At 58.4% G+C, this 15,096-nt stretch carries 4 protein-coding genes; 2 read left to right on the top strand and 2 right to left on the bottom strand.

What is annotated here, in order from left to right; genetic code table 11:
• Positions 1-14 precede the first annotated feature (14 nt).
• Complete coding sequence (locus JQF37_RS04940; protein ID WP_204149556.1) at positions 15-5,105, top strand: ATP-binding protein; 5,091 nt, start codon at positions 15-17, stop codon at positions 5,103-5,105.
• Positions 5,106-5,285: 180 nt separating this feature from the next.
• Here the strand turns inward: JQF37_RS04940 and JQF37_RS04935 are convergent, their stop codons facing one another.
• Complete coding sequence (locus JQF37_RS04935) at positions 5,286-7,184, bottom strand: UvrD-helicase domain-containing protein (protein WP_204149555.1); 1,899 nt, start codon at positions 7,182-7,184, stop codon at positions 5,286-5,288.
• Positions 7,181-9,517, bottom strand: coding sequence for an ATP-dependent endonuclease (locus JQF37_RS04930; RefSeq protein ID WP_204149554.1), 2,337 nt, complete (start codon positions 9,515-9,517; stop codon positions 7,181-7,183). Before JQF37_RS04930 ends, JQF37_RS04935 begins: the two co-directional genes overlap by 4 nt.
• Before the next feature lie 274 nt (positions 9,518-9,791).
• Here JQF37_RS04930 and JQF37_RS04925 point away from each other — a divergent pair, with 274 nt between their 5' ends.
• On the top strand, positions 9,792-14,849 hold the full coding sequence (locus JQF37_RS04925) for a HEAT repeat domain-containing protein (protein ID WP_204149553.1): 5,058 nt from the start codon (positions 9,792-9,794) through the stop codon (positions 14,847-14,849).
• Positions 14,850-15,096 lie beyond the last annotated feature (247 nt).

The raw sequence follows: 15,096 nt of genomic DNA, 5'->3' as shown, positions 1-15,096 counted from the left end.
TTGGTGGCGTGGTCATGCAGGTCCAAGCCCAAGTCTCGACCTTGGGGTGGTGCATCGACGACCTGCTGCTGACGGCCCAGACCACCACCGCGCTGCGGCGGCTTGCGATCTCCGCGAAGGGCAATTTGCAGGTAACCGCGGCCGGCCTCCCCGCTGACTTCGTGACGCGCGCTTGGGAACAGTGGCGTGACCCGCAGGGGCTGTTCAACCGAGCAGCCGACGGGCTGGCCCTGGTCACGCTCGGCACCCATCAGGCGTTCGACCCGGCGTGGCGCGAAGTGAAGAACGCGTGCAGAGGCACGGATACCGCACTCGCTATGAGCCGCATCCGCAGCAACAAAAGGCAGTCGTGCGTCTTCGACAGCGTCCAGAAGCCCAGCGGCGCGTCCGACGAGGAGACCATCGAGCTCATTCGCCGCCTGCACGTGCTGCCGACCGACTTGCAGTTCGCGCATTCCGAGAACGAGACCCAGGCGATCGCGCAATGCCGCCGCTTGCTCGCGTCTGGCTGCGACGACGAAGCGCAGACTCTTTGGAAGGGCCTCATCAACGTCGCGAAGGAGGTGCGCCTTCGCAGCGGGACCGTCACCGTACCGGACTTATTGTCCTTGTTCCGGGTTCAGTTCGGCCTCCGCCATCATCCGGACTTCGAGCGTGATTGGGAGACGCTCTTCAACATCACCGTGGACTACAAGGCGCGGATAGAGACGGAGTTACCGTCTGGCTACGCCATCCCGCGGACAGCGGAGAAGGCGTCGCTCCAGGCAGCTATCGCCGACCACCCGGTCACGGTGGTCTTCGGGGAGTCGGGCTCGGGCAAGTCGGCGCTGATCAAGTCTGTGTTGGACGGCGCGTACCCCTCCTGGAACCAGGTGTGGTTCGGCCCGGAAGACCTGAAGACGGCGCTTAGCGCCGCGCGCCGCGGCGCCCTCCCTCTCACGCACGAACTTTCGCTGGTGCTAAACGCCACGGTGAAGCCGCAGAACGTGTTGGTCATCGACTCTGCGGAACGCATTGAGGCCAGCGAGTTCGTCGTCATCCGCCAGCTGCTTCAGGCTATCCTGGCGAGTGACGGCGAAGAGACCGAGGACGCGTGGCGGGTCGTCATCGTCACGCAGACGCATAACTGGGTTGAAGACGAAGAGACGATACTTGGCGGGCGGAAAGCGCATCTTGTCGAGGTCGAAGCACTCAAGAGCGATGCGGTGAAGCTGGCGCTTCTGCCTTCGCCCACCTTGGGCTGGTTGGCCGCGCATGACGACACCATTGCGGCGCTGACTAACCTGCGGACATTGGCGTGGGTCATCAAGGCAGGTGCGGCGCTGGGGGCGAACGTCGGTGGACTGGCGTCTCACACCGCCATCGCCGACCGCCTCTGGAAGTATTGGACGAAGGACCGCGCCGACTTGCAGGCGTTGATGATGCGCCTCGCCCAACGAGAAGCGTCGTTCGAGCGCAGCTTCGCGCTGACCGACTTGGAGCCGGCGGACGCGGCGACACTCACGCGGCGGCCAGTGGAGCTTCCGCTGCGCTTGAACGAGCGGACCAACCGCATCGAGTTCGAGCACGATCTCGCGGCGGATTGGGCGCGCTTCCAGTTCCTGAAACAGATTTGGACGGACACGCCGCAGTGGGCCGCCCTGGCCGGCAATCCGCTCTGGACGAGCGCGCTCCGAATGCTGGGCCAGTTCCTGCTGCGACAGCCGGCCGAGACTGGTACGGTCTGGGACGTAGCCTTCGGGGCCGCGGAAGCCGCGAAGAACGACCTGGCAGGCGATATCCTCCTTGATGCGCTCTGCTTGGACCCCGACGCCGAACGCTTCCTGACCGAACGCGTCGACCTCCTGCTCGACAACGGCGCGAAACACTTTACCCGGCTGCTCCTGCGCTTCCACCACATCGCGACGGTGCCGACCGGCGGCAGAATGGGATTGAACGCGGCAGTTGGCTTGTACATGGAGGCACGCTACCGCTCGATTATTTTTGGCCGATGGCCGCCTGTGCTCTGCTTCCTCATCGCGCAGCGGGAGCGAATAGCCGGGCTGGTTTCGTCCGCTCTCGCGAAGGTCATCGAGACCTGGCTGACGAAGACGCCGCGCACGCTGAGCAATGGCAACCTGATGCCTTTCCGCCTGGAGATGGCGGAGATGGCGCTCGCCATGGCTCGGACCGTGGAGGTCGAGAAGGGCAACGGCGTGATGTACTTGACGTCTGAGCCGTTGCTGTACACCGCACCACTGGCTGGGGCGGGCGACTTGCCAACCGAGGTCGGGAACTGGGCACTCGAACTCGCGGGACGCCGAGAGGTCGACGCTGACGTCAAACGGCGCACCGCCGAGGTTCAGCTACAGAAGGCGAAGGCGCACGCCGAGCGTCTGAAGACCGATGTCGAATACAAGGCGCGGCACGAAAAACGGAAGCAGATGCCGCGCTCCCTCGGGTCGTTCCGCGAGCGATTGCCGCCTTGGCCGTTAGGGGCCAGCGACAAGGTCGACATGGATTTCCGAACCGCCTGCATCAAGGAACACGGCATCCAGTCTCTGATGCGTGCGCAGCCAGAACTGGCGGCTGAAGTCCTGCTCGCGCTTATCATCGAAGAGCAGCCGGAACGGGAGTACGGGTCTGAGCGGTTCGAAATTGACCTCGGCCTCGAATACCCCCAGGACGCGTACCCGACGGCCTTTTGGAAAAGCCCGTTCTACCCTTTCTTCCAGATTGCCCCTGAAACGGCGCTCACCTCGCTCATCGCTCTGGTGAACTTCTGCACGGAACGCTGGGGCGCCGAATTCATGAAGGGTCGAACCGGAGAGGCTCCCGGGGTGACGCTGCAATTTGCAGACGGTTCGGAGAAGACCTTCCCTGGCTGGTGGCAGGTATTCGGTTGGCCGCAGTCCAATGAATCGATGCGCAACGGAAACCTGTTCTGCGCTCTCGATGCGTTGGAGCGCTGGCTGACTGTGCGGCTCGACGCCGGGGAGGACATAACCGCTGATATCGAGAGAATACTCCGGGAGGGAAACTCTGCAGCGTTCGTCAGCGTGCTCCTCAACATCGCTAAGTATCGGCCATCGCTGCTGACGGGGCTCCTCGCAGCCCTGATTACGTTCCCGAACCTGTTCTATTGGGACAGTGTCCGCGTGAAGCAGGTTGCCTATAACTTCATCGGTTGGAGCTGGCTCAGGGACGGCCAAACGATGTTTGACTTCGCCCGTGATTGGACCCTGGCGCCCCACCGCCAGCAGAAGTTCCTCCATGTCGTTGTCGAACTCCTATTGACCGACGACGACGTAGCACGGCGTCTTCAAGCGCTGCTGCCGACCTGGGCGCTGCCTGAAGATCCGAAGGAGGCGTTGGAATTCAAACTGCTATTCGCTGCGCTCGACCGGGCCAACTACCAGACCGTCACCGACCCGGCGACGGGCGCGGAGACTCAGGTGCTCGTGTACCCTGATGAACTGCTCCTTGCAGTGCAGTCGTGGCAGACCGAAAGCGCGCCAACCCTTGTGTATCTGCTCGTGCCGGACCGGTGCGAGCAGCGGCTTCGGGGCGGCCAGCCGCTCACCGACGATGAAGCCGCGTACCTCTTTAATCTGTTTCAGGAGTGTGAGGCCGGAGCGGAAGGCGAAGATGAGGACGCGAAATCGAAATGCCGTTTCGCTGCGGCCGCCACGCTCGTCGTATTGGGAGGCGCTTGGCTCGCCCGGAACCCCGAAGCGCAGAAGCACGCGCTCGAAGTCGTGCGCGCCTGTGTGGCGGCGGTCGCGTCGACAGGAGAAGATATTCGCGGTCAACGCATAGGTAGCCTCGGTGATGAGCTGAAGTTCGTCGCCTATGCGATCATGCACCTGTGGCTCGCCGATGGAGATGGCGTTCAGGAATGGGAGACCGCCGTCCTGCGCCTTCTGACGAGCGGCGACACGCGAGCAACCGCCGTTGTGGTCGGCGTTGCCTACGCCAATCGAGAGCAGCTTGGCACTGCGTGGTGGCGGCTGCTCCACGCAGGGGTCCTCTGGTCGGGCCTCAGCCTGCTAGCTCCGCACCATGGCGATGGCGACTATGCGGAGCGCGCCTGGAAGGTGTGGCTCGCGCGGCTGCGGCGCTTTCCGCTCCGTGGACCGAACGCGACTCCGGATGAGCTCGATTTCAAGCGTGTTGTCGCGGGCCGAGAACGTTTGGACTTCCAGCGCCGGACGCGGCTCTACAATGCCGGCGACCAGACTTGGCGCGGAAAGCCGGAGCGCGAACGAGGTGGTTCGCTGGACGGTCACTTCCTCGAAGTCCTGTTTAACTGGCTCATCAAAGGAAGTGGCACTGGCGACCGCAATCTCGACACGCGCTTGGCGCTGCACATCTGGGATTACGACACCACGCGCGCTAAGGCGCGCGCGAAAAAGCATGGCGAGTACGACTTGCCGAGCCAGAACCTCGGCTACGACATCCTTCTGAAGCTCGGCGCCCTGTCGATCGCGGCGCCCGCAGGGGAAGAGCGCGCGGTTTGGGAACCCGTTCTCGTCCACGGTCCGGCCGCACATTACGCGCTGCAGCACTTCATTCGCGGCTTGTTCCTGCGCCTCGGGAAAGGTGACGACCCGGTGGCATTTGAGCGCGTCTGGCGCGCTACCGCGGAGTACGGCCTCTCAGCCGATTGGTCTCAACCTGGCCTCTGGTTCTACGGCGAGCGCTTGACTTGCGACCTGCTTGGCTTCGGGAACGAGGATGCTCTGTCCCGGCTGCACCCTGGCGCGGCTCAGCGGATGAAGGATCTCTATAAACGCTGGGCCGCTACGCACCTAGCTCGCGACGAAGAATGCGTCACCCGTTTCTGCCACTTCCTGACGACAAAGTTCGGAGCCCCACTTCGGCTTGACGGGCTTCGCTGGCTCGCCGCCATGCTGAAAGAACGCGAGCCGTCCACTCTCTGGTACCGCGAGGGTACGGGCGACGCATTGGTGGAGCTGGTGGCGGCGGCATTGAGTTCCGACGCGCAGGCCCTGTCGCAACACGCTCAGGCGCGGCAGGCGCTTATCGAGATAGCGGCTGCACTTGCAGCCATGAACATTCCAGTCGCCTTGGCTCTCCAGGAACGCATTAAGCAGCTGCGATAGGCTTGGTCGGCGTGACGAAAGTTCGCTCGCCGCCCCAATCTCAATGTCTGCAATTGGCCGATTTCTGCCTGTCGCCAACGTCAGCTGTGGGTCGACATGAGTCAGTCGCCGTCGGCGGCAGTCTACCGATACCGGTCAGACATGAAAGGCAGAAGCAGTGAACGCGGAAATATTCCAGCGCTAAGTTAGAGCGGCTTCCAAAGCCTCCTCATCCACAATGTCGTCAGACTCGAAGATGCCGGTCTCGGCGATTTTTTCTCGAGCGTTTTCTATGTCCTGCACGAACATGACCACAGCGAGATCCCTAGTCGCTCGGGAGCAACACACGTAGAAAAGCCTTCTGGTGCGATCCATCACGCTATCCTTGCCCTGTGCAAGGTTTTCCATATCAGTATCTGAGGGCTCCACAATGCCGAAGTATTTTTCGTAGGAGAACTGCCTTTGCCCTCTGCCTTCTTCGTCATCTATGAGCACCAAAACGCGTTCGAATTCCGCCCCCTTTACTCCCTGCTGGGTCGCAAACGGTGAAAGATCTTCGAGGTAGTGACGATAACCAGCCAATTCACCGACACCGCAACGTAGGAAGGCCGACACGGCGGGGATCTCAGGATCATCATCGTTGGCTGTGCGGTCTGGGCCCAAGTATTTTGCCCACGCTTCGTCCAGTTGTAGCAGACCTGCTGCCTGGGAGTGAACGAGCACGTCCTGCAGCAATGCATCGCTCGAAAAAATGAGTCTGGCCAACTCTGTTGTAGATGCTTGCAATGCCCGAAGTACCGCTACTGGATCGCCACCGACCAGAGCCGTTGGCTGCAGTAACGGACATTCCGAACGCAGAAAAGTCATGACGTCGAGCTTTCGGTTTTCTGAAACCGCCGTTGCCAAGGGTAGCAAGTAATTCAGAAACGGCCGCAGTGGCCATGCGGTGCCGTCCTTGAGGCCCTCCTTGATGGACGGTGGTGCATCGTTGTCATTCAAAGCAGCATAAAGATTCGGAAAGCCGAGCCTCGCTGCCGCCATCCGATGCACGACAACCAAAACCCTGAAGTCAGCGGCAGGATCATCACTCACCCAATGATCGTCATCGTTTGTACGCCGCATCCATTCACGAACTTTAGCTAGTTTCATAGAGCGATGGTCATCTGCTCTCAGTAGGAAGAATCGTACAGATCCCATAATAGGTTCAGGATTGCCGTCGACCCAGTTCATCCGGCCTCGTGTTTGAGACAAACCGTCATCGGGCTCCCGGATAGCATTCACTACCTGGAGCACTCGCTGCGGACACCTGAAATTTTCTGGCTTGGTGATTTGCTCCCAGCCTGCGGCCGCCTCAATGACTCCAGCACCTTCAAGGTAGATTTTTTGCATCGGATCGCCAAAAAATCCGAGGCAGAACCCCACAGGAGTCGTCTCGGCGATCCTTCTAAATGCAGCCACTACTTCCGGACGCGTGTCTTGGCTTTCATCAATGAAAAGGACTGGATACCTGCTGGCGATGACATCACGAAGCAACTGGCTATGCTCGATTAGCTCGACCGCCGCCGAAATAACGTCGAAGTGCCCGAGTACACCTCGCCCGAAATCGCTTCCGGCGCCGTAGTTAAAATGAGTCAAATGCCTTACGGCCTCAAGGTGACGCTGGTAACGCGCGATATCTTTCACGAGCCGCTCACGAGTTGCTGCGCGAGTCCTAGGCTTGTCGTGATGCTGCTGCGCCTCGGCGATTTTCTCGTGGATCCTTGCGATGACCCAAGCCTTCAAGTTCACTTGGAATGGACTAATTACCGTCCACAGAAAACTATGAATCGTCGAGACATGGAACAGCGGATCGTTACCTACGTCCCCCCAGATCTCCTTGACCGCTACTTCAGTGTAGGTAATGCAAGCGACTCTCTGACCACGAATGTTGAGCTTTAGTCTTCGCGTCTGGCCGAGATGCGCAAGGGCCTTTACCAGCGACGTCGTCTTTCCAGAACCCGCGCCAGCAACCATGACAAAACTGCGTTGAGGACGCTGGTCCAAGCACAATCTTAGTTCGACATCTGCTTGAGTATCCGGCTGACCGATACGCGCAGTCATACCTCACCTCCGTTGAGAGGCTCCTCCGCCTCAGCTACTGCTGGCGGTGGCGGGGCGACCAGATCCTCCAACCAACGAAGACCGTCCGAAATGTAATTTGGCACCGTCCATGCCGACGGCTCTTGAGCCAGCAGCCCGAGAGCGAAATCAGTTTTACGAAAACTTGAGCTTTTGACCTTACGGTAAAGGCGCTCCGCAATACCTGCGATTTCCAGATTGTTGGAGCCCTTGATACGTAGGCCGAGATCCTTGCGGTCCAGATGCTGCGTCCAGGTTAGATTTTGCAGTGCAAACGCTTCCTCCAACGTCCTGCCTGTCCTCACCTGAGTCGCTCCGCCCCACACCACCGCTACTGGTGTCTGGTAAGCAACGCGTACAAGGGCGCCGCCTTCTTCGTCTCGGAGTTGAGTGCGCTGTTCGGCAGTCGCAGCCAGCAGATCGTCAATCGTGGTGTGCCCAGGCAGCCACTTGATCAACGTCTGGTTTGAAGTAAGAGCCCCGGCTTCATGAACCATGCACGCCTTGCGCCCTTTACGTCGCGCTTCAGCCTCCTCAGCGTCCTCATTGTCGTCAGGCTCTGCATCCGCTGGATCCTCATCAACCGGCAACTCGCCGTTTGCGGCTAAAGCGCCCGGTACGGGCGGAGAAACACTGTCAATGTCGGTCACGATCAGAGAAGTGAGCCCCAAGAAATCAATGAGGCCTTTGAATCGATGTCCGAAGGCGCCACCCACCTCTAAAACGCTCAAATAGTTCGACCGAAGTCGAGGTGCAGCTTTAGCAATCATTTGCGGCATCAGCAGCCGCTCGACGTTCCCTTCAACCAAAATTGCCGCATCAGCGAAGAACATGTCGCAGTGAGTTAGCCTGAGATATCGCTCAAGAAAATCCCTGGTGCGGTCATTTGGGTCGTTAGGATCTACGGCCGCCTCATAAAAAGCTGCCATGCTGAGCACTTGAGATTGCTGTATGCCGACATCCGCTACTCGCCGAAAATATCGAATAGGTTTAAAGCCTCGCTCGTAAAGGACGTGAGGCGAGTGCGTCGAGACTACAAGCTGGCTGGTGCAATATGGGGTGTCTTCCTCGGGCACGGCGAGGATGTCTAACACTTTCCGAATGAAAACCTGCTGCAGCTGAGCATGGAGATGCGCCTCCGGCTCTTCTATGAATATCAGGTGGAGCGGTGGGCGGTTTTCCTCAATGTCCAACCATCGACCGTGAACATCGAGCAGTTCAACAACCATATAAATCAGGTTCTTGAAACCGAGGCCGTTGTACCTATCGGGCAAGGTTGCCGTGACCTCTGCTGCTCCGAGAGCGCCGAGCGCGTAGTGCACACGTGCCCCTTCATGGCTACTCAGAATGGTCGCAGGGTTCAATGCAGTCTTGATCAGCAGCCGAGGATTGTTGACACCGGGATAGCCCAGATCGGCCAAACGCGCCAGAGTGGGACCGAAGACACGTTCCAGGTGGTCATTCAGCAGACTCTCGGACTGGTATAGTGCGCGCTGAGCGTCATAATCCTCGCCGCGCTTCTCAAGGTTCCGTTCATAGAAACGACTCAAACAGCGGGAGAGATCTTCGGATCGAGATCCAGCATTGGAGTCGGACAGGTGACGCTGGGCATGTAAACAGTCGACCTTTACCAAGCTACCCAGCACATCTCTGCCACTGCGACCCTTATCCGGAACCAGGCGTAGAGGCACGTAACCATCAAGCTGTTTAAACCCAGTGTCAAATCCGGCGCTATCGAGTATGTAGTACCGCAATTCGAAATCACGCCGTAGCCTGTCACCTACGGTGTCTGCAATGAAGTCACAAAGGTCACGCGGTCGCGGGTTGTACCCGTCTTGCGCAATGGCTGGCTCCACGTCTCCCTGTGCCACGCCTTCCCCTGCTGGTTGCAACTCTGCACGCCGTGCGCTGGCCCGTGCTTCTTGGAAACTGCTTCTCAGAAGGCCGGCATCTGCTGCTGCGAGTTCCACTCGAATACCAACCCGGCTACCTTGCCACTCTAGGCTAGGTAGCAGATCTACAACTCGATGCAGATCGGCTGGCGTGACGCAAAACCAGATGTCGAGGGAGATGGTTGGCAGTTCGACTCCGTCCGCCCCTTCTCCGAAAGCGTTGATGGCATCCCAGCACTCTGAGCTGAAATCATGGAGGGTAAATCGATCCTTCGAAGCTGAGGTAAAAAGCTGCAAAGCGTGCGCCGCAGATGTTTTACCGCTGTTGTTGGCCCCGACGAATATTGAAATATCGGACGCCAGATCGATGCGAGTGTCCTTCAGACGACGGAAATTACGCACCCAAACGGTTTCAATATGCATATCACTTCTTTCCTTGAAGGTAGTTTTTTAATACTGAATGAGTCGCTTCCACTTTCCTAGACACGCTAAGTAATTTAGTCGGGTTGCATCGACCGGTTGAATCCACAGCCAAAAGCGGACCTTCATGCTCAACGAGTTGCTAAGGAACGTCGTAAAACGAAATCGGTTAGTCAATCTGACTCCAGGGGGGCGATGTTCCGCCTAGGACGACAAAGATGCGGGCTTAAAACGAGCAATTAGTGAGATATGCTCTGGGAATTTGAAGGAGAAACACGTGTCTGGCGGACGGATCGCAATTAGCGGCTTCGATTACCAAGCGATCGTCATTCTGGATCAGTTGTTTGATCATTTTGACTTGCACGGCCTTGGTGCCAAGGCTCGGCCGGAAGGGGCGGACGATTTAGATTTAATTTGGCGCGAGAACGGTCGTGACCTTCACCGCCACATCCAAGTCAAAAAGCCGCGCGAGACGGATCAAGGCGTTCCCAAAAATCAGCCCTGGCGACTTTCTGAAGTCGCGGATGAACTCCTCCCAAACACCCTGAACCAACTCACGAACTTGTACAGTCAGCAGGCTTGGATTTTAGGGGACGCTGTGCAGCCTCAGGTTCGGCGCCTGGTCGCAGCAGGGAGCGCAGCGGCAGATAGGGAGGCGGAACTATATTGGTTGGTGGTCCACCTAATGGCTCGCGCCGCGGTATTGGGCGATCTTCCCCCCCAACAGCGTCAATCCCTTCTCAAATGGCGTTTCAAGAACCCTCCCAGCATCGCTAATGATGCGCGCGATCTTCTACTTACCGACTACGGCCAGAGGTTGAGCGCGGCAAATGCCGACGCCGAGGTCGTAAGTCGCTATCAAGAGCGGGTTTCCTGGATTCACCAGCATCTCCCAGAGGTTCTCACACGGATCGAAATTCTGGATGACTACGGGTCTGAGGCTGACGTAGGCCAGCGCTTCAAAGACCGGTTACAGCGTGAATACCGACTATCCGCGGAGACAGTGGAACACAACCTGTTTGGAAATTTCCGCTCTTTCATTAACGATGTTGCCAAACGACCGGGAGAGACGATCGATCGGCAGGGGTTCGAGGTTCATCTCCGCAGCGCTTGGCCGCAGATGAGTGCTGCGACAGAGCCGCCTATTCCTCCAGTAGCTGGAGTTTTGAGGCCGGATCTGACTGATGGCCTAATCAAGCCCGGAGCAGCCACCGTGGTCGAGGTCATTGGGATATCCGGATCAGGCAAGACGACGCTAGCCGCTCAGGCGGCTGCCGCGCTGGAGGATCACGATCCTGGCCGCCTTCCGATTTATGTCCGTGTACGTGCTGACGTGGCATTTCGCGACGTGATGTCCGGAGTCGCCTTCCATCTTCTGCGTCGGGGGATACCTGATCTGTTCAGTCTCGCTGTTGACAGCAAATCCGCCGACGAGACGGTGATCGACCGCTTGGCAGAGGTCTGCAGTGGCCTATCCCACCCAGTACAGTTGTTGTTCGATCTGGTCGAGGGGGCGTGTAATGCGCAATTCGGGCGCGACCTGGGGCGATTCGTTCGCTTCCTGACACCGGGCTCGTGCCGCCTCGTCGTGTTTGGTCAGCAAAGTATCTTCAGTGCACTAAGCCCTGTCGAGACCGACAGTGCAGGCATTCTCGCGATCAATATGCGCGGCTTCCGCTGGGAGGAATTCGCAAGCCTCGTGGTTCGTTACCACCTCGACGCCGACCGCGGCGTGCTGTGGGATATCTTCAATCGCATCACCGTTGGCCGGCCAGCCGGACTTTATGCTCAGTTGGCTGAGTCCTTGGCCCGCCAGCCCTCTTTGGAAGCGATGCTCTCCATCGCGAGTAGACCGCCTGAAGATATGGTTTCAGCTGCTGAGCAGAGCCGTTTTAATCAGCTCGCATCCGGCGTCAGGTCTGCGGCGGAACGCCTTGTTTGCTTCGCTCTACCATTCCGACGGCATGATGCTGAGGCTGCATTTCCGGATGAGAATGTCGGCGCTGCCATTAAGGCGCTCGTCGCAAGTGGTCTGCTTCGAACTGATGCCGAAGGCCTCCTGGAAATGCACGAAACCGTTCGCGCGGGGCTGGAGTCTGGCATTGCGTCAGCCGTGCGGCAGAGCGCTCACGGCGCTTTGGCGGACTGGTATGGCCGACTTTGCGATATCCCCGCGCAGATATTCCATCTCGGCAAGGCAGGTCGTTCTGCTGAAGCTAAATCCCTTGGTCGAGAGACGTTCCTGCGAGGAGAGACATGGCGTAGTCTCGCAAGCTATGTGACCCGATGGGCGCTAGTCAGCGCACAAGAGGTGGTCGCTGTCGCCGCGCGAACCGAGCGCATCGATAACTTCTATCTCCTCGGATCTATCCTGTTGGAACTTGCCTCAGATACCGTGGATGGTCTTCTCATAGACCTGCTGGCCCAGCAGCGTTCTCGCTATTTTAGCGACCATGATTGGGCGCGACCGATAGTTGAAGCGATACTCACGCTCAAACCCTCGCGTTTTCAAGACCTTATTGCGTTTACTGTTGCCAAAGCGGGAAATGCCGAAGAGCGTCGGGAAGGCCTTGTATGGCTTTTGATCGCCGCTCGCCAAGGATGTCGATCTCCCTCAACCGAAATTGTCGGATTCGCGAAGTCGCAATCAGCGGACGTTCAGCGCCTATTGTTGCCGTTCTTGCTACGAGACGGTGGGCGCGCCGCGCTTTCGCTGGCCTTTGAAATCTTTTCTCGCCCAACGGACGAGGACACTCGTCGCGACGCTTCTTGGAACGGTGTGAAGTTGGCGATCGAGCGACGCGAGGACGTGGTGGAAATTCTGGGCGCTTTACCTAGGGGGATTTCGGTATCAGCTATGATCGCAACTCGATCGCTTTCGTTTGGCCCTGTGGGGTCACTCATCTGGTCGGTGCGTCAACAGTTACGCCCGTTCTGTGTCGACATCCTCAGGAGCGATGGCGACGAAGCCGAAATCAGGGCTAATGCCTGGCGGATCCTGCTCTTTATCGGTCACCTGGAGTTTGAGACTTTAGTGGATCCCCTTATGCCGGGCCCGTTACCTCACGATTTCGCTCTCTTGGGACCAGCCTTCGCGCCAACAGCTTATAATGCTCAGCGATATGAAGAGACTCTTTTCGACCCATCCGCGCCGCTTCCCCGTCGTCATACTGCTCTTGCAGTCCTTCTCTTCTTAGGCGTGGATCTTGGGGGGCTACGGAGCCGCCTGGCAGCGTTGCCGAAAGATCCGCTGGCAGGCCTTTGGGACAGGATTTTTGTACTGCTGTTTGTAAAACAGCCCTTCGTCGCCGGCGTCCCGATACTGCAAGCCGAGCTAGCGTCGTCGCCGGCGGATCCGTTGCCTCCTCAGTTCTTGGTGTCATGCCTTGACGTGGTTAGCGAGACCGTGTGGCCTGCTGTCACCGATCTCCTCATGCAAGGTGTTGAGCATCGAGATCCTGCGGTCCGGAGTGTCTCGATTTTTGGGCTTGCTCGCCGACGCTCCCAACGCGCTGTGGAGGTGCTCCGGCGCCAGATTGTCATCGAGCAGGACTCCAACATCGTATTGCTTCTCGCGCAGGCGCTCACCGCTTGTAGTCCAACGTCAGTCAGCGATCTGGCGAAGGGGGCGGCTTCGTCAGAACTTGCCCTTTGGCAGTGCATTGTTGCGATGCGAACACGTGACGAAGGCTTCGCGCCGCAGCTAGTCAAGCTTGCGACAGACTCATCGGTTCATTGGGTAGTTCGGCGTGTAGCCATCTGGGCATCGGGTCGATTGCCCTTCACCTCCGCTCTCCAAATGATCGCTCCATCGGTTCTGGCGGAGAGCACGCCCCTGACAATCGATAATAACGAAAGCTTACAAGTCCACGCTTCTCTCAGTCATCTGCTACAGATTGGTGTGTCAGAGTTGCTGTCCGACGGCACAGCGAACTTTATCGCGTTCATCGCTTCGGTTCTCGAGCAGCAGTGGAGCCAACAGCTGACAAACGGTGACTTGCCGTCGCCATCCGAGGTGGCCCAGTGGCTCCACACGAACTTGGTGAGTGATCCGTCGCCGGCAGGTATTCAGCGATTGCTGAATAGGGTTCAAACGCCCCTTCTGCACGCGGCAGTTGTTAGAGCATTCCGCCATTGTGGTCGTGCCCAGGATATCGAAGACGTGCTGGCTAGTACGTCTTCTATTTGGCTGGCCGTCAAATGCCTGCAGGAGCGACGCCGGGTAGGGGACAATGATCTCGATCTGTGCCCGCGACTGCGCCGCGTCTTGGCCAGTTCGTCCTGCGGCGGTGCAGCGCTATTAGGTCGGATTGTCGACGAATTCGACGCGGGCCGTCGGCAAGCCGGGAGCATGGTGAGCGCATCGCCGGAGGGTAAGCCTTCGGTGCAGGCACCTAACTCGTTGCTCGACTATTTTACGGTGGTGCGTGCTCTTCGCGGGGCCTCAAACGTAGGGATCGAGCCAAGTCAGCCTGTCGCGCTTACGCGGTTGGATCGGGAGGAAGTGCAGAGACTCATCTCTCTAGCGGATCCGGCCAATGACCCTCGGACAGCCGTTGTCCGCTTCACACCCTCAATGACGTTTACGCCCGAAGGGCACGTCGTGGGCAGAGAGAGTTCAACATGGACCGGTAGCACATCCATTCCCGAACTGCTCCGCCCTGCCATTGCCGCTGCCAACCGGTTTGAATTGCCTATGGCTTGGCATGACGAGCGCCTGCGATGGCCCTGGATTAGCACCTATGGGGCTCAATTCATCGCTAGCCTCGGGGCACAGGGCGATGCCGAACGCCTCTACCAGGCGCTTGAGTCCGACGCCGACGTGCTATTGCCCTTTCTCGGAAGAAGCGACGGTCTTAAGGCGACAGAGCAACTTCTTGACGAGCGTCTAGCGCCGATTCTTCACCGCTACCTCTTGCTCGGTGACGATGTCTTTTTTGAAAGCCTGTGCAACTTAGTGAAGCGAATTTCGTCCCCCGCGGCGGTCCCACTTCTTTCGGGGCTGCTTGAGCGATGGGCGTCTCGCTTCGATGTGAGGTCATCCGCCCTGCAGGACGAAAGTATCGAACTATCACGTGGTTTTGCACGGCTCAGGGAGCACCCGCGCTTTTGCGAAGTTACTGGGTGGCGTAAGACGCTTGAGAACGTTCTTGCCGCAAACATGAGTTGGTTTTACAAGCAGAAAATTATGAGGGTTCTTGAGGGGGATCCTGGTTCCTACGTGACCGTCGAGAGCCAACTGTCACGTGAAGAAAACTGGGTCCATTTCAGTCGTTCGGAAATAGACGCTCTCGACGAGGCGGCGGAAAAGTTATTCCACAACGTGTGTCCCTAACAGTATCCCGTCGATATACATACCCGCCGTAGTGTCAGCGGTACCTGCGCGGTCCTCCTAAGGCACAATGGGACTCGTTTTTGACCGTATAGCTATTCATGATCGGCCAGATCATCTGTGTAACACCCGGATAGATGCAGTGCACTGTCGTTAGAGCGTGACGCTGGAGCCGAGCGTTCGCTTCTGGCCGACTCTGTTGAAAAGGTCCGGATTGACTTCTGAATTGCCCCTACTTTCGTAGATACGT

Origin of the sequence: Pseudomonas sp. MIL9 (assembly GCF_016887925.1) — a bacterium.
Taxonomy (GTDB): Bacteria; Pseudomonadota; Gammaproteobacteria; order Pseudomonadales; family Pseudomonadaceae; genus Aquipseudomonas; species Aquipseudomonas mohnii.
This window is presented reverse-complemented; position numbering and strand designations above follow the sequence as displayed.

Coding starts and splice junctions, on each gene's coding strand:
- JQF37_RS04940 (WP_204149556.1), top strand. CDS start 15: ATGCAGGTCCAAGCCCAAGTCTCGACCTTGGGGTGGTGCATCGACGAC.
- JQF37_RS04935 (WP_204149555.1), bottom strand. CDS start 7,184: ATGACTGCGCGTATCGGTCAGCCGGATACTCAAGCAGATGTCGAACTA.
- JQF37_RS04930 (WP_204149554.1), bottom strand. CDS start 9,517: ATGCATATTGAAACCGTTTGGGTGCGTAATTTCCGTCGTCTGAAGGAC.